Source organism: Lysinibacillus sp. BNK-21 (assembly GCF_048684915.1).
Taxonomy (GTDB): domain Bacteria; phylum Bacillota; class Bacilli; order Bacillales_A; family Planococcaceae; genus Lysinibacillus; species Lysinibacillus capsici.
Map to the genome: position 1 here is coordinate 1438784 of NZ_JBLQTS010000001.1, position 22443 is coordinate 1461226.

A 22443-nucleotide genomic window follows, 5' to 3' on the forward strand; every position below is an offset into this window, starting at 1 on the left:
ATGGAGTAAGCTAAAATATAGTAGGAGGGAGGCGGTCAGTTGAAATTTCAGAAGTTATCCATGCAGAGAAAAATTATGTCTCTGACTTTTTTTATTCTCATGCTTTCCTTTAGCATTGGCGGTACTTTTTTGTTAGGTTTTGTCATGAATGAGCAAAAGACCAAACTAAGTGATCAGGCACTCCTTGTAGCAAAAACCGTCTCTCAGCTTCCTGAAATAAAAACATATATTGCTAGTGAAAATTACTATGATGCCGTACAGCATATTAATCCTGTTGTAGAGGAAATCCGTGATATCAATGGGGCAAAATATATTGTTGTTCTTGATATGCAACGACGAAAATATTCCCATCCAAATAGCCAGGAACTTGGTCGAATATCTCAATCTGGAGATTTAAACGCCGCTTTTTCAGAGCATTACTATACGTCGATTGCACGTGGAGAACACGGTAATATGGTTCGTGCGTTTGTCCCGATTATGAACCATGAAGGACAACAAATAGGTGTTACAGTAGTAGGGTACAGTGTTCTTACGGTAGTGGAGTTACTGCAAACAATGCAAACCGAACTAATGGTTACTGTACTATTATCGTTACTATTTAGTGTATGGGGAGCACGAACATTGGGGCTTCATATGAAAAAGCAAATGTTTGGGTTAGAGCCGCATGAAATTGCCAAAATGTATGTAGAACGTACAGAAACGTTTAATGCCATGCACGAAGGCATCATTGCTATCGATAATGATTTGACCATTACGATTTTTAATGAAAAAGCCTGTGATATCTTAGGCGTTTATGAAAAACCCTCTACATTGATTGGACAGAAAATCTTTCATGTCTTGCCAGATACACGACTTCCTGAAATTTTAGAGCTGGATCAGCCGTTATTTAATCGTGAGCTGTATATTAATAATCATAGTATTATGAGTAATCGAATTCCGATACAGGTTAATGGCGAAACTGTTGGGGCAGTAGCCATGTTTAAAGACCGTACGGAAGTGAAAAAGCTTGCCGAAGAATTAACAGGCGTTAGAGCATTTGTCCAAGCCCTTCGTGTACAAACACATGAACATAAAAATAAACTGCATACGATAGCGGGTCTTTTACAGCTAGGTCATCATGAACAGGCACTTTCTTACTTAACACAAGTGAAGGAAGAGCATGATGAAATCACTAACTTTTTAAACGAACGAATAAAAAATGAAAATATTTCTGGGCTATTGCTCAGTAAAATTTCCTATGCGAAGGAACAAGGAATTCGATTGGAAATTGACCGTGAAAGCCGATTTACATCATTTCCAGCTAATTTGGATCATCATGATTTCGTCATTCTCTTTGGTAATTTGATAGAAAATGCGTTTGATGCATTAAAGGATGTACAGGTCGAGGAGAAGGTGATTCATGTTTCTGTGGATGAAGATGATGACGTATTAGCCATATTAGTAACCGATAATGGTGTTGGCATGACGGAAGAGGTCAAGCAGCACATTTTTGATAATGGTTATTCTACAAAAGAGAAAAACTACCGTGGAATAGGGTTATTTTTAATAAAGGAAATTGTCGAAAAAGGGCAGGGTGACATCGAAGTCATCAGTGAGCCTAACAAAGGAACAAGTTTTTTAATCACCTTTTATTATTCATAATGGATGGAGGGCTAGCAGTGGCACAGATTAGAGTATTATTAATTGAGGATGATCCAATGGTACGAGAGGTAAATCGTCAATTTATTGAAAAGGTAGAGCATTTTCAAGTGGTTGGACAGGCACCTAATGGGTTAGAAGGCATTACGCAAATTTGTCAACTGAAGCCTGATTTAGTTTTTATGGATATTTTTATGCCAGAGCAAGATGGTATTACAAGCTTACGCAAAATACGTGAGCTCGATTTACCAGTAGATGTTATTACCGTGACGGCCGCAAATGATATGGAGACAGTGAAACAGATACTGCATCTAGGTGTTTTTGATTATATTATGAAGCCTTTTTCTTTTGAACGTGTTAAAGGGACACTTGACAATTATTTACGCTTTAACAAGCAAACTCAAACAGAACGAGAGCTCACACAGGGAGAATTAGATCAGTTATTTCATTATCGTGATGGACAAACCATGTTGGATCAATCTGTTACATTGAAATCCGAAAAAAATCTCCCAAAAGGTTTTAATCGTACAACACTTGAAAAAGTTGTGCACTTTTTACAATCGGTGGATGGTGCCTCAGCGGAAGAAGTAGCCAGTGGAATTGGCATTGCCCGCGTAACAGCTAGAAGATATTTAGATTACCTTGAAAAACAAGAGGAAATCACAATGGATGTCCATTATGGTGGCATTGGTCGTCCTATAAACTATTACTTTAGTAAATAAAGAAAATCCTGATTGTCATAATAACAATCAGGATTTTTTGTGATTAACTAATAGGGCATGATTTTATCAACAGGTGTTGGTGTCTTAATCTTTGGCAGAATTTTATCTAGTGTTACTGTACGCTTAATCTCGTGTGTAGATGGATCATTTTCATCAAATTGATCAAGGAAGTTAATAACCTCTTTTACAATTGGTGTTGGCGTAGAAGCACCTGCTGTTACAGCAACGATGTTGATACCTTTTAACCATTCTACTTTTAGCTCTGAAACATCTGCAATTCGATAGGATGGTGTTCCTGCAATTTCTACAGAAACTTGTGTTAAGCGGTTCGAGTTATTGGATTTAGGATCACCTACAACAATAAGTAAATCCGCTTCACCTGCTTGCTGTGCAACAGCCTCTTGACGTACTTGTGTAGCTAAACAGATCTCTTTGTGTACCTCAATATGTGGGAATTTTTCTTTTAAACTATCCATTAAATGGGCGACATCCCATTGGCTCATTGTCGTTTGATTTGTGACAAGTAATTTATCATTCGTTAATTGTAAAGCATCAATATCGTTAGAAGACTGTACTAAGTGGACATGATCTGGGGCAACGCCAATAGCACCCTCTGGTTCGGGATGTCCTTTTTTACCAATATAAATAATGTCATAGCCTTCTGCTGATTTTTCACGAATTAAATCGTGGGTAACTGTTACATCAGGACATGTAGCATCAATGGACACTAAGCCTTTTCGCTTCGCAATCTCACGAATTTCCGGTGAAACACCATGTGCTGTAAAAATGACAGTACCTGTTTCAACTTGTTCAATAATTTCTAGGCGGTTATCACCATCTAACGTGATGATCCCATCCTCTTCAAACGCATCTGTGACGTGTTTATTATGCACAATCATCCCTAAGATGTAGATAGGTCTTGGTAATGTTTTATCAAGTGCGGCGTTACGAGCGATCACCATCGCATCCACAACACCGTAGCAATAGCCACGTGGATTAATTTTTAATACTTGCATGGTGGTTGTGACTCCTTTCAAGCTTACCTATCTACATTATAACGGACAGTGACAGTGAATACAAAGAAACGTTCATTTACATTGGTGGTTGGAAAATACGTGGTTTAGATGGAAGTGGCTCGGGAGGCGTAAATGATGCACTTTGCCTAGATGACCGTCTACTTCCAGCAGCCTTACTATCGCTTCCTGCTGCTTCTGTTGCTCCACCGCCAGCGGAAGGAAGTCCTTGGAATCCTTTATACAATTTTAAAAGTGATGGAATATTTTTCACCATCGGCATAGCTTGTTGGATATAAGGGGTATAGGTTTTGGCTGTATTAAATAAACTGTTGGCTTGCTGTAAAAATGAACCGACTTTCGAAGCTTCTTGCACAGGTGGCATCGGCATTTGCCCTCCAAATGAACCTATTCCATTAGCCATTGGAAAGCCGCCTGGAATTCGTGGTTGAACAGGGAAGCCTCCAGGCGGGAAAAAGGACTGTGGCGACATCTGTGGAGGTGTTTGCATGGGCATGGGCATTCTCATGCCACCCGGATACATTGGGTATGGATAAGGTGGTCGAAATACCATAATGATCTCCTTTCTACTTGTTTTTCATTGATGACATACCTGACTATAGCTATGATATGCAAAGGCTAATAGGAGGGTTCAATAAAGCTACATAAAAGCAAAATGTAATATGGAATTTGTAGAGTAGAAGTCCAAATACAGCTAGACCTTAGGCTCCATATTCATTCATCCTCTTCATGATAGCGAAGCATTCGGTAGCCTACCCGTACATGTGTCTGAATAAGTTTGGGCTGTGCTGGATTAACTTCTATTTTTTTTCGAAGTGTAGCCATAAAAACTCGTAAACTTGGAACATCTGATTGAAGAGCGTTTTGCCAGATTTCCTTTAAAATATAATTATGTGTTAGAACTTTCCCAACATTTTTGGATAAAACAATTAAAAGTTTATATTCAATCGGCGTCACATGTATTTCTTTTCCATTTACAAATACTGTATGATCAACATAATTAATTTGAAGATAACCATTTGTGAAAATGGGATTCTCTTTTTCAAGTGGTTGTTCATAGGCCATTCTTCTTAAGGCAACCCGAATTCTTGCTAATAATTCTTCCACACTAAATGGCTTTGTTACATAATCATCTGCACCTGCATCCAAAGCATTAATTTTATCATGTTCTTCTCCACGAGCACTTACGACGATAATTGGTGTTTGATTCCAACTTCTAATTTTTGTGATTAGTTCTACGCCATCTATGTCTGGTAGACCTAAATCTAAAATAAAAACGTCAGGTTTTATGGTAAGAGCCTTTTGAAGGGCACTATTACCATCACGTGCAATGTCGAATTCATAATGGTTTGTCGCTAATGTCATTTTAATTAAATTGGCAATTGCTACATCGTCCTCAACTACTAGAATTCTTTTACTCATCAAATTTCATTACTCCTTTTTTCAGCGAAAAGTTAAAAATCGTTCCTTGTGGTTTATTATCTGAAACGTTTATGCTACTACCATGTAATTTTAAAATTGTTTGACAGAGTGCTAAGCCTAAACCAAGACCACGTCTACTATCACTGCGTTGTACTTTTCCAGTTGTAAATGGTTCAAACAAGCTACTTTTTAAAGCGTCATCGATTCCAGGCCCATTGTCAGAAATACTAAAACTTACGAATCCATCTGATTCTTTCACTATGATCGTAATGGCACTACCTGGTGGGGTGTAAGTCAATGCATTATCGATAATATTAATGAAAACTTGTATGATGAGTCGAGCATCCATTAAAGCAAATAAAAACTCAGGTTTAATTTCATAAGATATTTTATGTGTATTGTTTTGACGAATAACATGGGAAAGTGCCTCTTGAATAATATCTTCTACTAGTTCAATTTGCATTTCTAACGCAAATTGCCCATCCTCTAACTTAGATACAGCTAGTAAATTTTCAACCATTTGTACAAGCCATTTTGAATTTTTATAAATATCTTCATACAATTTATTTTTTTCAATCTCTGGTATTAGTGGTGCATTGTTGAGTAAGATATCTGCATTTCCAGAGATAGCAGTGAGTGGTGTCCTAAGGTCATGAGAGATTGCACGTAAAAGGTTAGCTCGCATCTGTTCCATTTCAGCTTCTCGCGCTACTTCCTCATTAAGTTTCTGTAAATACCATTTATCCAAAGCGAATGAAAAATCATTAATAATGGCGTGCAAAATATTGCGCTCAAATGCAGGCAATGGGGAGACTTTAGATAGGGCAATACCTATAACACCCTTCACATCTCCATTAGAAATAACAGGTATATAATAAGCGTTCACTTCAGGAAAGATGTCTGTAGATACACCTGCTACATGCCTATTATTTGTAACCCAACTAACAACACCACATTCATTTGGATTATCGAAAAGTACAGCTATTTTTTGATTTTCACTACTAGACATTGTTTCAGTACGAAAGAAAGATGATTTCTCAATTACCTGGTTACTTATTTCGAAAAATTGTACAGGCTTTTCTACTAATTTAACAATTTGAGACATGCCTTCAACTATTATTTCTTCAATAGACTTAGCATGTTGAAGCCTACGATTTGTTTCAAGGAGCACCTCCATTCGATAAGATTTACGAATGGCTATAATGGTTTGCTCCTTTATCTTTTTTGTTAAGCTACTCGTAATTACGCCAGAGATAAACATGATAAAAAATGTCATTGGATAGTCACGATGATAAGCATCAAATGAAAATCGAGGCTCTGTAAAAAAGTAATTAAAAAGTAAGACAGCAATAATGGAGTTAATAATACTCATCATCGATCCAGTTGACCAAATAGCAAGGATGAGGACCCCTAAAATGTAAATTGTAATGATGTTTGACTCGCTTATACCTATTGAATATAGATATAAGCCGACAATTGATATGAAGCAAAATACGATAAACATTTTGAACAAATCAAGCCATTCAAATGATAATTTATTACTTATACTAGGAAAATAAAATGGTTCATTTTCTTGATCTGGTACTATGTGTAAGGCTAAGTTCGGAACAAATTCATTCAGGCGGTCACTTATTTTTGTGCTTGGTCGCCACCATTTTTTCCTCATACTTGTTCGTCCGATAACAAGTTTCGTGACCCCACTAATTTGTGCATAATTAGCAAGGGCTGCTGCTACGTCGTCTTCTTGAACGATGACGACATGGCCGCCAAGCTGTTCCACAAGTTTAATGTGTTGTTGTAATCGTTCTGAATTTGCACTACTTCCTTCTTGCTCCTGCAGGTTTTGCACATAAAGAGCAGTAAATTTACCGTGTAATGCTTGTGCAAGTCTTGCAGTGGTTCTAATAACTTTTGCATTTGTAGGAGAACTACTGATACCAACTAGTAGGTGTTCTTCAATTTGTACAGGGTGTTTGACAGATTCATGGTTGTTTATTTGTTTATAGTTGATTGTATCCGCTGCTCTACGTAATGCGATTTCTCGTAATGACACTAAATTTTGTTTACGGAAAAAAGAATGCAGTGCTTTTTCCGCTTGTTGCTTTGCATAAACTTTACCTTCTTGTAGGCGTTGTATTAGCTCATCTGGTTCAATGTCTACAACTTTTATTTGAGATGCTTGATCAATTAAGTAATCAGGGATACGCTCTCGTACTTTAATGTCAGTAATTTCTTCTACTAAGTCATGAAGGCTTTCAATATGTTGAATATTTACAGTTGTATAAACATGAATCCCCTTTGACAGTAGTTCTTCAACATCTCCAAAACGCTTCTTGTGCCGCATTGTTGGAACATTGGAATGTGCCAATTCATCGATAAGAACAATTTCTGGCTTGCGCTGCAATACGGCATCAATATCTAATTCATAAAAAGCTTTTCCTCTATAGGTTATTTTTTTCGTCGGAATTTGCTCAAGCCCTTCTAGTAAAGCTAACGTATCTGGACGAGGATGTGGTTCTACATAGCCAACCACCACATCTTTACCTAATTTTTGAGCTTGATGTGCTGCATCTAACATTGCGTAAGTTTTACCTACTCCAGCAGCATAACCGAGAAAGATTTTTAAATTCCCTAAAATTTGTTGCTCCTGTTGAAGTCTTGCTAAAAACATCTCAGGAGTTGGACGTGTATTTTCCATCCTCGTTCACCTCATTTGTATTATAGCGTTAACTCCCATTAAGAAAGTATAAAGATTTTGCCTCTTTATGCTTTCTTAATAGAAAAGTAGATTTCCTAACACTACATTAATTTGAAAGTCAGTATGATGAAAACAACCTAAATGAAGGAGGGGTATTTTATTGATGGACTTTTATATGGGTGTATTGTTACTGATAAGCTTCGGAAGTCTTTTGTCATTAACTACATGGTGCTTCAAGCTAGTGGATGAGCAATAAGGAGGAGATAGGAATGTGGATTTTTATCGGGATTGTACTTGTATTCTTGTTTGGTTATCTAGGGCATGCATTACTTTGTCCTGAAAATTATTAAAGGCTGTTAGGAGGTAATGCACTATGTGGCAAATAGCCATAGTATTAATTATTTATTTACCGCTCGTTATCTTAACTGGGCATTATCTATATCGGGTAACATTACATCAAAAAACATGGCTTGATCCTATTTTAGACAAAGTTGATGCAGTAATTTATAAATTGTGTGGCATTAAACAAGTAGATATGAATGGTAAAGAATATGTACTTTCATTAATACTTACAAATGCAATTATGGTTTTTATTGGATATTTTTTGTTGCGCATTCAATCATTCCTGTTTTTAAATCCAAATAATATTAGCAATATGGAAGCTACACTTTCATTTAACACGATTATTTCTTTTATAACCAATACAAATCTTCAACATTATAGCGGTGAATCTGGACTCAGTTATTTATCACAGATGCTAGTCATTATCTTCATGATGTTTACATCTGCAGCTACTGGTTATGCAGCTTGTATGGCGTTCTGTCGTCGCCTTGTTGCGAAAACAGATACTATTGGGAATTTCTTTATTGATTTTGTTCGTGTTATTACGCGTATTTTAATGCCTATCTCCATCATTGTTGCCATTATTTTAGTATCTCAAGGGACACCACAAACCTTAAGTGCAAATAAAACAGTACAAACGATCGAAGGAAAATTACAAGATATTGCACTTGGACCTGTTGCTTCTCTAGAATCGATTAAGCATATAGGTACGAATGGTGGGGGCTTTAACGGAGCCAATTCAACAACACCTTTTGAAAATCCAACCGTTCTCTCAAATATAGTGGAGATGTTATCGATGATGCTATTGCCGGGCGCTTGTGTAGTTGCCTTTAGTTTGATGATTGCTTATAGAAAAAAGAAAACTATTTTTGGAAAACAAGGTTTAGCTATTTTTGCAGCAATGAGTATATTGTTTCTACTCGGATTAGTGACTGTGTACATAGCAGAGAAGGCTGGTAATCCAATTATAAGTGAACTCGGTATAACACAGGAGCTAGGGAGCATGGAAGGAAAAGAAATGCGTTTTGGAGTAGTACAATCAGCATTATTTACCACTGTCACTACTGCGTTTACAACAGGATCTGTTAACAATATGCACGATACATTGACGCCTCTTGGGGGTCTAGTACCGATGTTTAATATGATGCTAAATGTTGTGTTTGGTGGTAAAGGGGTCGGCCTGATGAACATGATGATGTATGTTCTACTAACAATTTTTATTGCCTGTTTAATGATTGGGCGATCTCCTCAGTTTTTAGGTAAAAAGATTGAAGAGAAAGAAATGAAATTAATTGCTCTATGCATTTTGATTCATCCGGCTATTATTTTGCTATTTTCAGCACTAGCAGTTGTAACACCAACAGGAATAGCAGGGATAACGAATCCAGGTGCTCACGGATTATCACAGGTTTTATATGAATTTGCTTCAGCCTCTGCCAACAACGGCTCAGGGTTCGAAGGGTTAGCAGATAACTCCACATTTTGGAACGTAACAACAGGACTTGCAATGTTCTTTGGACGATATTTAACCATTATCATTCAACTTGCGATTGCGTCACTACTTGCCAAAAAATTTTGGCACAGTGATTCAATAGGAACATTAAAAACGGATAATACTACTTTTACTTTTTTACTAGTGGCTATCGTTTTAATGATTGGTGCCCTAACATTTTTACCAGCTTTAGCACTTGGTCCAATTACAGAGCATTTACAACTTTATTCTTAATGGAGGAGAGAGCATATGGAAACAGTAAGAAAGAGTTTTTTGACAAGTAAGATGCTGAAAAATGCAATGATAGACGCTTTAAAAAAGTTTAGTCCCACTTATATGCTAAAAAATCCTGTTATGTTTGTTGTAGAAGTAGGATTTTTGTTTGTGGTGCTATTAGTTCTTTTTCCAAATATGTTTGGGAGTGTAGTTGAAGAACACGCTCGATTATACAATGGAATAGTTGCTATCCTACTTTTTGTTACAATTCTATTTGCTAATTTTGCAGAGTCAATTGCAGAAGGAAGAGGTAAAGCACAAGTTCAAACTTTAAAAAAAACAAAGACAGTGACAAAGGCTCGTGTGTTGCTTCATGATGGTACGGAAATCCTTAAACAGGCCAATGACCTAAAAAAAGGAGATATTGTATTAGTTCAAGCTGGAGAGGTAATTCCAAATGATGGGGAAGTCATTGATGGCATTGCTACTGTGGATGAATCGGCAATAACAGGTGAATCTGCCCCTGTTGTAAAAGAACGAGGTGGAGATTTTTCATCCGTTACGGGTGGTACGACGGTTACGAGTGATTGGTTGATGATTGAAATTACTTCATTGCCTGGCGAATCATTTCTGGATAAAATGATTACGCTAATTGAAGGGGCTAGCCGTAAAAAAACACCAAATGAAATAGCCCTTAATACACTTCTAGTAAGTTTAACAATTATCTTTCTGTTAGTGGTAGTGTCCCTCTATCCAATGACTATGTATTTGAATGTGCCAATTTCTATCGCAACATTAATAGCACTTACAGTTTGTTTAATTCCTACAACGATTGGTGGATTATTATCCGCAATTGGTATTGCAGGTATGGATAGGGTAACACAATTTAACGTCATTGCAATGTCTGGGAGAGCGGTGGAAGCCTGTGGAGATGTGGATACATTAATCTTAGATAAGACTGGCACGATAACATATGGCAATCGAATGGCAGCTGAGTTTCTACCAGTAAAAGGAGTTGCCAGAGAAGAGTTAATGCAAGCTGCATGGCTTAGTTCTCTAACAGATGATACACCTGAGGGAAAATCTATCTTATCGCTTGCTTGCGAATTAGGGGTGAATACGGACGGTGAAAAAAGCATTATCCAGACAAGTAAACATATTCCCTTCACTGCACAAACACGAATGAGTGGCTTGGATAGGGTGGATGGCACAAAAATTCGAAAAGGTGCCTATGATACGATAAAAAGAGAGAGTTTGAAGGCAGGGTACAGTATTCCTTCAAATCTAGAGTTGCTGGTTCAACAAGTATCTACAGTAGGGGGGACGCCTCTGGTCGTAGCACTGAATGATAAAATTTTAGGCGTTATTTATCTAAAGGATATTGTCAAGGCTGGACTAAAGGAACGTTTTGAACAGCTTCGTGAAATGGGGATTAAAACCATTATGTGTACAGGAGATAATCCACTTACAGCAGCAGCCATTGCAAAGGAAGCTGGAGTAGATAGCTTTATCGCAGAAAGCAAACCTGAGGATAAGATTCAAGTCATTAAGGATGAACAGGCACAAGGGAAGGTAGTAGCAATGACTGGTGATGGTACAAATGATGCACCAGCGTTAGCGCAGGCCAATGTTGGTCTTGCAATGAATTCAGGTACAAATGCAGCAAAAGAAGCAGCTAATATGGTTGATTTAGATTCAAATCCAACTAAAATTATTGAAATTGTAGAGATAGGGAAGCAGCTTCTGATGACACGTGGCGCTTTAACAACATTTAGTATCGCTAACGATATAGCAAAATATTTTGCCATCATACCTGCTATGTTGATGGTGGCTGTACCTGAGATGAGCGCATTAAACATAATGAAACTTAATTCTTCAACAAGTGCGATTATTTCTGCCTTAATTTTTAATGCAGTCATTATTCCCTTGTTAATTCCAATTGCAATAAAGGGAGTAACGTATAAACCAATGAGTGCTACAAAACTTTTGAATAAAAATTTATTAGTCTATGGTATAGGTGGTATTATAGCTCCTTTTATTGGGATTAAGTTAATTGACATACTAGTTGGTCCACTATGCCGTAGTTTTGGGCTATAGGAGGAAGGTACATGCGAAAACTATTTATGAACTTAAAGCAAGCAATTCTGATTACAATAACAATGTTTATACTGTGTGGGCTAATCTATCCTTTTGCGGTGACTGCTTTAGCTCAAGGATTACTCCATCATCAAGCAAATGGTAGTTTACTAGAAATCAATGGTAAAGCTGTTGGTTCAGAACTGATCGGTCAATCCTTTTCAGCACCATCATATTTCTGGGGACGTGTTTCAGCCATTCATTACAATGTTTATACTGAGGATGATACGGTACCAGACAAAAATGGTCAGTTAAATTATAGTGGTGTGACTTCTGGAACTTTTAACTATGCACCATCTAATCCAGAATTGAAGAAGCGAATTGAAGCAGATATCAAGAAGTTTCTACTTGCAAACCCAACAGTAAAACGCCAAGATATACCTGCAGATTTAATGACAGCTTCTGGCTCAGGGCTGGATCCACATATTAGTGTGAAGGCTGCAAACATTCAAGTGAAGCGCATTGCCCTAGCAAGCGGTCTTTCAGAAGAAGAGATTGAAAAAATCATTGAAGAAAATACGGAGAAACGAACACTAGGAATCTTTGGAGAAAATAAAGTGAACGTTCTAATGGCGAATTTAACTATCATGAAAAAAATGGATAATAGACAAGAATAATAACTATAAAATCAGGTAGAGAAATGCTTTATTCTCTACCTGATCGTATTTTATGCTTGAGAATTTACAAGAATTTTAATATGATTACGTTCCTTCATTAATGCCTCAAAGCCTTCTGTTACCACTTCATCAAGAGCAATTCGTTTCGTAACAAGCTTGTCTGCAGGGAAGTAACCTTGGGTCATCAGCTCCATTACGGCTGGGAAAATATCGCGGTAGGCAATAATTCCTTTGACTGTTCGCTCTGATAGAACGATATTGTTCGGTTGGATAGCAGCTGTAGACTCCCAAATCGACACGATGATTGTTTCACCTTCAAAAGTTGTTGAGTCAATAGCTTGTTGTAATACCACAGGAACGCCCGTTACTTCAAAGGCAACATCTACACCACCATTTGTTAATTCATGTAGACGCGCAACGGCATCTTCCTCTTTAGGATTAATGACGGCTGTTGCACCAAGTTCTAAAGCTTTTGCGGCACGCTCTGCTGAAAGCTCTACAGCATAGATTTCTGATGCGCCCGCTGCACGTAATGCTTCAATGACAAGTAGCCCGATTGGTCCTGTTCCAAAGACGGCAGCTTTGTCACCGGCTTTTAATTTACTTTGACGCACAGCATGTAAAGCGACTGCTGCTGGTTCAACAAGTGCTCCTTGCTCATAAGAAAGCCCTTCTGGCATTTTGTGAACCATTTTTTCATCTACCATTGTATATTCGGAGAATCCACCGCCACCGCCTGAAAGACCGTGAAAACCTAAATGTTTACAAATATTATATTTACCTTTTTTACAGGCAGCACATTCGCCACATGCAAGGATTGGTTCTACTACTACAGGATCACCGATTTTAACAGATGTAACACCATCGCCAATTTCAACTACTTCACCTGAAAATTCATGTCCCATTACAATAGGTGCGATGTCTTTACTTACATAGTGAGGTTGCTCCACTGGAATAAAGATTGGCCCAGCTGCGTATTCATGTAAATCACTGCCACAAATCCCTGTCCAATGTACTTTGATTTTTACTTTTCCAGGTGCGATGACTGGTTCTTCAATGTTTTCTACACGGATGTCTTTTGCTTTATACCATCTTGCTGCTTTCATAATCTACCAACCTCCCATAATATCTTACAGCTCTATCATAACATGTGGGGAATCTGCTAATCATTAGTTCCCTATAAATTGACATAAAAATTACATATTACAAGCGTTTTCGAACATTGTTACAGCGCTTTTATGATTGCATATTCTGCGTATTTCAAGTACCTTTGATAAGGGCTTTGTTACGGTGATAATAAAACATTAAAAATATGTTTATGCTAGTAAGAAATAGGACGTAAATATACCTTAAAGTTCGAATCATGGTACAATGAAAAAGATGTTAGGAGGAACGAATGATGTCAAAATATACTGATTATAATTTTCAGCCATTTTTGCAGGACGCCATTGCAAATCTTGGCTTTACAGAACCGACACCAATTCAAAAAGAAATTATTCCGCTTTTATTAAAAGGGAAAAGTGCTATTGGACAGGCACATACAGGAACAGGGAAAACACATAGTTTTTTAATTCCAATTGTTCAACGTATTGATGTAGAAAAACAGGAAGTACAGGCCGTTATTACTTCTCCTACACGAGAGTTAGCACAGCAAATTTTTGATGCATTAAATCAATTAATAGAAGGAACAGCTATTCAAGCAAAACTATTTATTGGGGGTACGGACAAACAACGCTCCATTGATAAATTAAAAACACAGCCACAAATTGTTGTTGGAACACCAGGACGTATTCGTGACCTTGTTTCAGCACAAGCGCTATTTGTGCATACAGCACCAATTTTAGTTGTCGATGAAGCGGATCTAGCTTTTGATATGGGCTTCATTGAAGAGATTGATGGATTTGCTTCACAGATGCCCGAAAAGCTTGAAATGTATGTTTTCTCTGCAACAATACCAGAAAAACTTCAGCCGTTTTTAAAGAAATACATGGAAGCACCAGTGCATGTCCATATGAATGATAAACGACCAGTGGCAGAAGGTATCGATTTTGTACTTGTACCAGTGCGCTCAAAATCTCGTAATAAACGTTTATTAGAAGTCATTGAGGGCATTAATCCCTTTTTAGCTGTTATCTTTACCAACACACGTAAGACAGCAGAACACGTTGCTGGCTATTTAAATGAGCATGGTATCCGTTGTGGCCAAATTCACGGTGATTTAAGTCCACGTGATCGTAAAAAAATGATGAAGCAAATCCGTGATCTTGACTACCAATACATTGTAGCAACTGACTTAGCTGCTCGTGGTATTGATATCCAAGGCATTTCTCATGTTATTAACTACGAGATTCCAGAAGACTTAGAATTCTTTATTCACCGCGTTGGTCGAACAGCGCGTGCAGGCAATAAAGGGACAGCCATTACTTTATTTGAGCCATCAGATGAGGATGCAGTAGTTCGCGTAGAAAAAATGGGCATTCCTTTTGTACAAAAAGATGTAAAAGATGGCGAATGGTCAGAGTTAAAAGAGCGTCATGCCCGTAAAAATCGTGTGAAGCAAGAGAATGAAATTGATGTGAAAGCAAAAGCGTTGGTACGTAAGCCTAAAAAGGTAAAACCTGGCTATAAACGTAATATGAAGTGGGAAATGGAAAAAATTAAAAAACGTGAACGTCGCTTAAAGGCACGCGGTAAAAAATAAGGGGGCTTTTACATGTTACTTGGCTCACATGTTTCGATGAGCGGGAAAGAAATGCTACTTGGCTCTAGTAAAGAGGCACTGTCATACGGAGCCAATACATTTATGATTTATACTGGAGCACCGCAAAATACACGTCGCAAAGCCATTGCTGACTTAAACATTATGAATGGACTCCTGCATATGAAAGAGCATGGGATGACCAATATTGTTGTACATGCACCTTACATTATTAATATTGGCAATACGGAAAAACCAGAAACATTCCGTCTCGGTGTAGATTTTCTACAATCGGAAATTGAACGTACTGCTGCACTGGAGGCAACGCAAATTGTTTTACACCCTGGTGCCCATGTAGGAGCTGGTGCTGATGCTGGTATTGCTAAAATTATTGAAGGTTTAAATGAGGTATTATCTCAGGACTATCCCGTTCAAATTGCATTAGAAACCATGGCAGGGAAGGGGACGGAATGTGGACGTTCCTTTGAAGAACTTGCTAAAATTATTGATGGTGTAACGAATAACGAGCGACTTTCTATATGCTTTGATACCTGTCATACACATGATGCTGGCTATAATATCGTGGAAGATTTTGATGGTGTATTAAACGAATTTGATAAAATTATAGGCGTGGAACGCATTAAAGTATTGCATATCAATGACTCCAAAAATGTGCGCGGTGCAGGTAAGGATCGTCACGAAAATATTGGCTTTGGTCATATTGGCTTTGATGCCCTTAACTATGTAGTACACCATCCACAATTAATGGATGTTCCTAAAATTTTAGAAACACCCTTTGTCCCTCTCAAGAGTGACGCTAAATCTAAGGTAGCTCCGTATAAAGTGGAAATCGATATGTTACGAAGTGGTACTTTTAAACCTGAGCATATTGAAGCTTTAAAAGGCTAACAGAAATAACCCGAAATCAGGCTAGTTCTGATTTCGGGCTTTTTTTATTTTGTAAACAAGGCGATGAGTTGACGAGAGCGCTTTCTTCCTAAAACGGCCTCCACTTCAACAAGAATATCTTTAGGAATCCCTAAAAATAGCCAAGAAAATGAGAATTGCTCCAAATAAGGTCGAAGTTTTTTTACTTCAGAAGTCGTAATGCTAAAGCCTTCTTCACGAGCAATCGCGACAATTTCCTTATCCGTGCTTTGTGCTAATTGCTGTAAAAATTGAATACTCAAAGTCAATCCTCCTTTATCTCATTAATTTTCACGAAATCATTTATACACTTGCAATCAGCTATTCGAAAAAGCATCCATCTTCTTTTCTTTACAAAAACTGCACTTTCCTTTATACTTACAATTTGTAAATCGTAATGATTTTGAATTAGAAAGAAGCGATCATGCATGAAAACAACACTTATTGACATTGAAAATGTGTCATTTCAATATGACTATACGCAAGTTTTAAAAAACATTTCTTTTCGTGTAGAAGAGGGAGATTTTTTAGCACTTCTCGGCCCAAATGGTTCGGGAAAATCAACATTATTAAAAATTATTTTAGGTTTGCTGAAACCTTTATCCGGAGAAATAAAATTATTTGGTGAACCAAGTGCAAATTTTAAGCACCGTGAATGGATTGGCTATGTCTCGCAAAAATCCAATGCCTTTAATTCTGGCTTCCCGGCAACCGTGCAAGAGGTCGTGAAAAGTGGATTAACGAAAAAATTAGGGCTTTTTAAAAGACCTGGCCGAGATGCCAAAGACAAAGTTCAAGAAGCTTTAAAGGCAGTTGGCATGGATGCTTATATGAATCGCAACATTGGAGAACTATCTGGTGGACAACAACAACGTGTTTTTATTGCAAGAGCTTTAGTCAGTAATCCCAAATTGCTCATTTTAGATGAGCCAACTGTCGGCATTGATCACGAGAATGTGCAGTCATTTTATGATATGCTGGCGAAATTAAATCGGGAACAAGGAATTACGATGATTCTTGTCACACACGATGTCGATACGGTATCGAATCGTATCAGCCATGTGGCATGTTTGAATCAAACTATTCACTTCCACGGCTATAAAAATGAATTTGATAATATTTCTCAGGATGCGCTAGACGCTTGGTATGGCCATTCCGTGAGAAAGATTCATTAGAAGGAGCAGGCATATGATTGAAGCAATTTTACATTATGAATTTTTACAAAATGCCTTTTTCTCTGGATTATTAATTGGCATACTTGCGCCCCTGCTGGGTGTGTTTATTGTTGTACGTAGGCTATCCTTGATTGCGGATGCTTTGTCGCATGTAACACTTGCAGGAATTGCTGGGAGCTTATACATTAGTCAATCAGTGACAGCCTTAGCAATGCTCAATCCTATTTATCTAGGAATACTAGCCTCTGTGAGTGGCTCTGTCTTGATTGAGCGTTTAAGACGTTTGTATAAGCACTATGAGGAGCTTGCCATTCCAATTATCATGTCAGGTGGTATTGGGATTAGCGCCATCTTTATTTCACTTGCCAGTGGTTTTAGCACAGATTTAATGAGTTATTTATTCGGCTCGGTTTCTGCTGTATCTCGTCAAGACTTATGGGTAGTGATTGGCATTGCTGCCATTGTGATTATCTTTTTGTTTTTATTTTTTAAAGAATTATTTGTTTTGTCTTTTGATGAGGAATATGCAAAAGCTAGTGGACTTCCGGCTCGTTGGGTTCATCTTTTATTTATGATTGTAACAGCACTTGTCATTGCGGCAAGTATGCGCATAGTTGGTATTTTACTTGTATCATCTCTGATGACATTGCCTGTTGCAGCAGCAATGCGCTTGGCAAAGGGCTTTAAACAAACCATCATTTTTGCCATTGTTTTTGGAGAAACAGCTGTACTAATTGGTCTAATTAGCGCATTTTATATGGATTTAGCGCCAGGAGGCACGATTGTTGTCACTTCTATTCTGATTTTGTTACTTGTAATCCTAGGGAAGAAAGTAGCACTTAAAATGGCTGCAAAGCAGGGGGAGGTAGCGCAATGAATATTTCAAGAGCGTGGGAAATATTAAAGGAAAATGGCTATAAAAAAACAGATAAACGGGAGTTAATATTAGATATGTTTGCAGCAACAGATAAATATCTAACAGCCCGTGATTTATTGGATGTTTTAAAAAAAGATTTTCCGGGAATGAGTTTTGATACTATTTATCGTAACCTTGCTACTTTTGTGAAACTTGGGATATTAGAAGAAACAGAGCTATCCGGGGAACGTAATTTCCGTATGCACTGTGAATCTGCGCATCATCACCATCATTTTATCTGTATGGACTGTGGCAACGTCAAAGAGCTTAATCTTTGTCCAATGGAAATGTTAGGTGAAAAATTGCCTGATTATGAAATTGAAAATCATAAGTTTGAAATATATGGTAAGTGCCCTGATTGTAAGCATGACACTCTGTCACATTAAATGTTGACAGAGTTTTTTCTATGTAATAAGAGGGTGCCTATAGAAGGCTACCCTCTAAAAGGATTAAGCTACTGCCACTCGACGAATCGCAACAATTTTATTGCAATCTACGATTAAAGGAGAAGCAGCTGCTGCACCTGGCTCAAGGAAGTATGCACAGCAATTTCTTGGATCGAAGGAAATGAAAGTCACACCTAAGAAGCTAATACCTCCAGATAAGAAGATATCTAGTGTAGTAGCTAGCTCTAATTTTCTTAATTGGTGACAAATACAGCCTCTACAGTTGCTGCTCATTCTTGGTGTACATTTTTCTTCTTTTTTACAATGACATTTTTCAACTTTACGTTGACAGCATTTTTCCTCTTTTTTAGGACATTTACAGCCTTGCCAGTTCATATGTGACATATATCTTTTATCTTCCATTGTCTAGACCTCCCTTCCTCTAGTTTCGTAAGGGTAACCCTTACAGTAATAATCTATGTTTGGTGCATAGCTAGAGGCTGGCGATATGTCCGATAGGCTGCTTAAAAATCTATATTTTTCTCAAAAACTTTTGCAATGTGTAAAGCCCTAAGCTGAGATATTGCTATAAACATCTAATCAAGCTAATGGTATGGGGATAGATTTCTTATTTCCTTCTACAAGCGCGAAAAAAAGATGAGTCTTTACATTTCTGTAAAGATTCATCTTTTAAATAGAAGTTTATTGATGTTTTTGTTGGAAATCTACCATGAAATCTCGTAAAGCTTCACATGCCTCAAGGGGCACTGCATTATAAGTGGAAGCACGACAACCACCTACAGAACGATGTCCATTTAGCCCAACAAAACCTGCTGCCTTTGCCTCTACAAGGAATAATTTTTCCAGCTCCTCATCTGCAACACGGAATGTAATGTTCATTAAAGAACGGCTTTCTGGTGTGGCATGGCCTTTGTAGAAACCATTACTATTGTCAATGGCATCATAAATGACTTTAGCCTTTAATTCATTATGTTTCTCAATTTCTGCTACGCCGCCTTTAGCTTCAACCCATTTTAACACCTCGCCTAGCATATAGATCCCAAATGTTGGAGGTGTATTATACAGTGAATTACTATCAGCATGTGTTGTATACTTTAGCATCGTCGGAATATTTTTATTGGCTTTTTCAAGTAAATCTTTGCGAATAATTACGACCGTTACACCTGAAGGACCAAGGTTTTTTTGAGCACCAGCATAGATGATTCCGAACTTTTCAATATCAACTGGTTTTGATAGGATGTCACTTGACATATCTGCCACTAATGGAACATTTCCTGTATCAGGGTAGTTTTTCCATTGCGTACCATATATCGTATTATTGGATGTGATGTGAACATATGCATCATCTTCATTGAATTGAATATCTTCTAAAGCAGGAATATTGCGGTATTGGTTTTCTTTTGTGCTTGCAGCTTCAACAGGTGTCCCAAATAATTTAGCTTCCTTAAAAGCTTTCTCAGACCATGAGCCTGATAATACATAGCTAGCTTTTTGCTCAGTTGTTAAGAAGTTCATAGGCACCATTGTAAACTGAAGGCTTGCTCCACCCTGTAAGAATAGTACCTCATAGTTTTCAGGAATAGCATAAAGTTTTTTTAATAAAGTAATGGCTTCGTTATGTACTTCATCAAAAATGGCACTACGGTGACTCATTTCCATAATGGACATACCTGAATCACGGAAGTTTACTAATTGCTGTTGAGCATTTTCTAATACTTCTTGTGGTAGAGCAGATGGACCTGCGTTGAAATTGTATGCACGTTGTGTCAAAGTGGTACACTCCTTGTTTGGTTAATAACAGAACTTTACTGGATTATAACCTAATTTTCAAGAGAAAAAATAAAATTCTTAATATTTGAGCAGAATGGAGACAGACTCGCAACAAAATGTACACATTTAAGCAGGTATTTTTCATTAAAAACGAACAAATAGAAAGTTATTATTGAAATTAAGTGATATTTTCCGTATATTAAATATTTTTTATTACCATAAAAACGATAATGTTCGTGTTTTAATTTACAGGTATTTCCTTCTTGGGAGTGTGAAACCTACAGGCTAAAGCAAAACCATTAAAATCGATTGTTAGAGAAAACTCCTTATTACTTTACGAGAGATAAGCAGGTTTTTGTATAGTATTATAAAGAAAAGAAAAAGAGGTGTTCAGGATGTTTACAGTAGAGAAAGCTTGTTTAGTAGTTGTAGATGTGCAAGGAAAGTTAGCAACAATTGTTGATGACAGTGAAATGGTAATTGAAAATGTGGCAAAGCTCGTACAAGCAATGCAGGCACTGGAAGTACCTATTTTATGGCTAGAACAAAATCCAAGTCGTTTAGGCGGAACGGCTCTTGAGATTGCTCAGCATTTAGAAGGGCAACCGATTCCTAAAATGGCCTTTAGTGCGTGCCAAGAAGAGGCATTTGTAGAGGCGATGAAGGAAAATGGACGTACTCAATTCATTGTGACAGGTATCGAAACACATATTTGTGTGTACCAATCGGCAAGACACCTGAAAGAACAAGGATTTGAAGTAGAGGTTGTTGTAGATGCAGTATCTTCTCGAACAAAGGCAAATAAAGAAATTGGGCTTACAAAGATGCATGCGCTTGGTATTTACCCAACTAGCACCGAAATGATCTTGTATGAACTACTACAACGTGCAGATCATGAACATTTTAAAACCATTTTGAAGCTTGTTAAATAACGCAAATTAAAATTGAAACAATTGGTATGTTTATTCCATTCATTGTAATAACAATTTTGCTTTCAAGAGAAATATATACAAAGAAATTGGGTTAGATTGAATAAATGTAGATGTCTAATGGGTCTATAGACACTTATTGGGCATCTTTTTTATTTTAGGGCTAGATTATGTGTGACATTACTCATATAAAAACTTAGCCATTCCATTTGTTGTATACTATAATTATAAATCGGGAATTCGTTATGGGTAAATAACTTTTAATTAGGATGATGACTATGAAAAAACAGTCATTTTTATGGGAGAAATGGAACAGCTAATATGGCTTGCCAAGCAATCCTCAAAAATCCCTCACACATCGGAGCAGCTTATCTCACAAGGGTTTTTACCTGAGGCAATTGGCCAATATGTGTTCATAACGAAAAATTTTTGGCAGCTTAAAGAGCCTTTATTATGGATTCATTCATTAGAAAATGCCTCTGTAAAAGGTAACTTTTATGCTCACTTGAAAGAGACGAATTCACAGACAGACGCTGCGATTGAAACAAAAGAAGGGCAATTTGTAGTAGCCGTTGATCAAAATACTGATAAGGAAGACGGGAAAGTAGCTAAAAAAGGTGAAATATCCTATGTTTTAATTGCAGAATTTGTTGGGCTCATCCTTGTCATTGCAGTTATCCTGTATATCATCCTTCGTAAACGAAAGAAAAATCAACTGAAACAATAAAAGCAAAGTCGCGAATGTGCGACTTTGCTTTTTTATGCAGGCATGTCCGTTGGTGTTGGTTTTGCATAGCCCTCTTTATACGTGTCATCAATGAACTGACGAATTTCTTTTAAGCTCTTGCCTTCTTTGTGCAGTTGTGCTGATTGGACAGCAATCTCTAAGCACACTAAACAACGCGTCCCATGATCATCCCAAACAATCGAACCATCCTCACGTTTTTCCTGAATAAAGCAATTTAAATTACTTTTATGGCCAGCAGATTCCCCGCAGCCGCAATAGCATGGCATCCATTCGAGAATCTCTGTTGATTGTCCAGCGATTTGATAGACTAAGCGTATATTTTCTTGCTTGCCCTCTAAAAAGGTTGGTAGGACGTCTGCAGAAGCTGTTTCTTCTTGGATATCACCAGATGCCTCTGCATGGTCATGACCTTCATGTGAAGCGTCATTTGCTTTAGGAGAAGTTTCAGCACTGTTTTTATTTTCTCCACAAGCACTTAATAACAGTAACGCCAATACAACAAAAATAGTAATCGATTTCTTCAAAAATAGCGCCTCCTACATGTTTACAATACTTC

Annotated in this window: 21 protein-coding genes; 12 read left to right on the forward strand and 9 right to left on the reverse strand. The window is 37.5% G+C overall.

Going from position 1 to position 22443, the window contains the following annotated elements; genetic code table 11:
* The first annotated feature begins 99 nt into the window (after nt 1-99).
* Complete coding sequence (locus tag ACMGGO_RS07265) at nt 100-1641, forward strand: ATP-binding protein (RefSeq protein WP_167444839.1); 1542 nt, start codon at nt 100-102, stop codon at nt 1639-1641.
* Between the two features lie 17 nt (nt 1642-1658).
* A complete protein-coding gene (locus ACMGGO_RS07270; RefSeq protein WP_016993520.1) occupies nt 1659-2360 on the forward strand; it encodes a response regulator in 702 nt (233 codons plus the stop codon).
* Between the two features lie 47 nt (nt 2361-2407).
* Here ACMGGO_RS07270 and ACMGGO_RS07275 read toward each other — a convergent pair whose 3' ends face one another.
* The 4 genes from ACMGGO_RS07275 to ACMGGO_RS07290 all read right to left on the reverse strand — a co-directional run bounded on the left by ACMGGO_RS07275 (nt 2408) and on the right by ACMGGO_RS07290 (nt 7514).
* Complete coding sequence (locus tag ACMGGO_RS07275; RefSeq protein ID WP_048392210.1) at nt 2408-3376, reverse strand: 4-hydroxy-3-methylbut-2-enyl diphosphate reductase; 969 nt, start codon at nt 3374-3376, stop codon at nt 2408-2410.
* A 76-nt stretch (nt 3377-3452) separates the two neighbouring features.
* On the reverse strand, nt 3453-3947 hold the full coding sequence (gene vrrA, locus ACMGGO_RS07280; protein WP_004227219.1) for a VrrA/YqfQ family protein: 495 nt from the start codon (nt 3945-3947) through the stop codon (nt 3453-3455).
* Nucleotides 3948-4108: 161 nt separating this feature from the next.
* Nucleotides 4109-4816: a response regulator transcription factor gene (locus ACMGGO_RS07285; protein ID WP_004227221.1), complete on the reverse strand. Its 708-nt coding sequence runs from the start codon at nt 4814-4816 to the stop codon at nt 4109-4111.
* Complete coding sequence (locus ACMGGO_RS07290) at nt 4809-7514, reverse strand: sensor histidine kinase KdpD (protein ID WP_349531916.1); 2706 nt, start codon at nt 7512-7514, stop codon at nt 4809-4811. Before ACMGGO_RS07290 ends, ACMGGO_RS07285 begins: the two co-directional genes overlap by 8 nt.
* Nucleotides 7515-7887: 373 nt before the next feature.
* Between ACMGGO_RS07290 and kdpA the strand changes: the two genes are divergently transcribed.
* From kdpA to kdpC, 3 genes are read left to right on the forward strand one after another with little or no spacing between them, the layout of a single operon-like run.
* Complete coding sequence (kdpA, locus tag ACMGGO_RS07295) at nt 7888-9582, forward strand: potassium-transporting ATPase subunit KdpA (protein WP_054550105.1); 1695 nt, start codon at nt 7888-7890, stop codon at nt 9580-9582.
* A 15-nt stretch (nt 9583-9597) separates the two neighbouring features.
* Complete coding sequence (gene kdpB, locus ACMGGO_RS07300) at nt 9598-11661, forward strand: potassium-transporting ATPase subunit KdpB (RefSeq protein ID WP_420281733.1); 2064 nt, start codon at nt 9598-9600, stop codon at nt 11659-11661.
* Nucleotides 11662-11672: 11 nt separating this feature from the next.
* On the forward strand, nt 11673-12317 hold the full coding sequence (gene kdpC, locus ACMGGO_RS07305; protein WP_115674097.1) for a potassium-transporting ATPase subunit KdpC: 645 nt from the start codon (nt 11673-11675) through the stop codon (nt 12315-12317).
* Nucleotides 12318-12367: 50 nt separating this feature from the next.
* Here kdpC and ACMGGO_RS07310 read toward each other — a convergent pair whose 3' ends face one another.
* Nucleotides 12368-13423, reverse strand: coding sequence for a 2,3-butanediol dehydrogenase (locus ACMGGO_RS07310; protein WP_048392215.1), 1056 nt, complete (start codon nt 13421-13423; stop codon nt 12368-12370).
* Nucleotides 13424-13716: 293 nt separating this feature from the next.
* Between ACMGGO_RS07310 and ACMGGO_RS07315 the strand changes: the two genes are divergently transcribed.
* Complete coding sequence (locus ACMGGO_RS07315) at nt 13717-15018, forward strand: DEAD/DEAH box helicase (RefSeq protein ID WP_048392216.1); 1302 nt, start codon at nt 13717-13719, stop codon at nt 15016-15018.
* Nucleotides 15019-15030: 12 nt separating this feature from the next.
* Nucleotides 15031-15924 carry a deoxyribonuclease IV gene (locus tag ACMGGO_RS07320; protein ID WP_048392217.1) on the forward strand — a complete coding sequence of 298 codons (894 nt, stop codon included), beginning with the start codon at nt 15031-15033 and terminating at the stop codon, nt 15922-15924.
* 44 nt (nt 15925-15968) lie between these two features.
* On the opposite strand, the gene ACMGGO_RS07325 is transcribed toward ACMGGO_RS07320, so the two are convergent.
* The gene (locus tag ACMGGO_RS07325) at nt 15969-16205 is read right to left on the reverse strand and encodes a Nif11 family protein (protein ID WP_004227236.1); all 237 of its coding nucleotides are present in this window, start codon (nt 16203-16205) and stop codon (nt 15969-15971) included.
* A gap of 165 nt (nt 16206-16370) precedes the next feature.
* On the opposite strand from ACMGGO_RS07325, the gene ACMGGO_RS07330 reads away from it, so the two are divergent.
* From ACMGGO_RS07330 to ACMGGO_RS07340, 3 genes are read left to right on the forward strand one after another with little or no spacing between them, the layout of a single operon-like run.
* On the forward strand, nt 16371-17117 hold the full coding sequence (locus ACMGGO_RS07330; RefSeq protein ID WP_048392218.1) for a metal ABC transporter ATP-binding protein: 747 nt from the start codon (nt 16371-16373) through the stop codon (nt 17115-17117).
* A 13-nt stretch (nt 17118-17130) separates the two neighbouring features.
* Nucleotides 17131-17994, forward strand: a complete 864-nt coding sequence (locus ACMGGO_RS07335; RefSeq protein WP_048392219.1) for a metal ABC transporter permease — start codon at nt 17131-17133, stop codon at nt 17992-17994.
* Complete coding sequence (locus ACMGGO_RS07340; protein WP_048392220.1) at nt 17991-18419, forward strand: Fur family transcriptional regulator; 429 nt, start codon at nt 17991-17993, stop codon at nt 18417-18419. Before ACMGGO_RS07335 ends, ACMGGO_RS07340 begins: the two co-directional genes overlap by 4 nt.
* A 63-nt stretch (nt 18420-18482) precedes the next feature.
* Here ACMGGO_RS07340 and ACMGGO_RS07345 read toward each other — a convergent pair whose 3' ends face one another.
* Nucleotides 18483-18842 (reverse strand): hypothetical protein, encoded by a 360-nt coding sequence (locus ACMGGO_RS07345; RefSeq protein ID WP_420281734.1) that lies wholly within the window; start codon nt 18840-18842, stop codon nt 18483-18485.
* Between the two features lie 279 nt (nt 18843-19121).
* The gene (gene serC, locus ACMGGO_RS07350) at nt 19122-20210 is read right to left on the reverse strand and encodes a 3-phosphoserine/phosphohydroxythreonine transaminase (RefSeq protein WP_054548539.1); all 1089 of its coding nucleotides are present in this window, start codon (nt 20208-20210) and stop codon (nt 19122-19124) included.
* 395 nt (nt 20211-20605) lie between these two features.
* Here serC and ACMGGO_RS07355 point away from each other — a divergent pair, with 395 nt between their 5' ends.
* Together ACMGGO_RS07355 and ACMGGO_RS07360 are read left to right on the forward strand one after the other, a co-directional pair.
* Nucleotides 20606-21142: a hydrolase gene (locus ACMGGO_RS07355; RefSeq protein ID WP_054548538.1), complete on the forward strand. Its 537-nt coding sequence runs from the start codon at nt 20606-20608 to the stop codon at nt 21140-21142.
* Between the two features lie 304 nt (nt 21143-21446).
* Entirely contained in the window at nt 21447-21866 is a 420-nt protein-coding gene (locus tag ACMGGO_RS07360; RefSeq protein ID WP_420281735.1) for a hypothetical protein, read from the forward strand.
* Between the two features lie 32 nt (nt 21867-21898).
* On the opposite strand, the gene ACMGGO_RS07365 is transcribed toward ACMGGO_RS07360, so the two are convergent.
* Nucleotides 21899-22411, reverse strand: a complete 513-nt coding sequence (locus ACMGGO_RS07365; protein ID WP_066036436.1) for a PCYCGC motif-containing (lipo)protein — start codon at nt 22409-22411, stop codon at nt 21899-21901.
* Between the last annotated feature and the right edge of the window lie 32 nt (nt 22412-22443).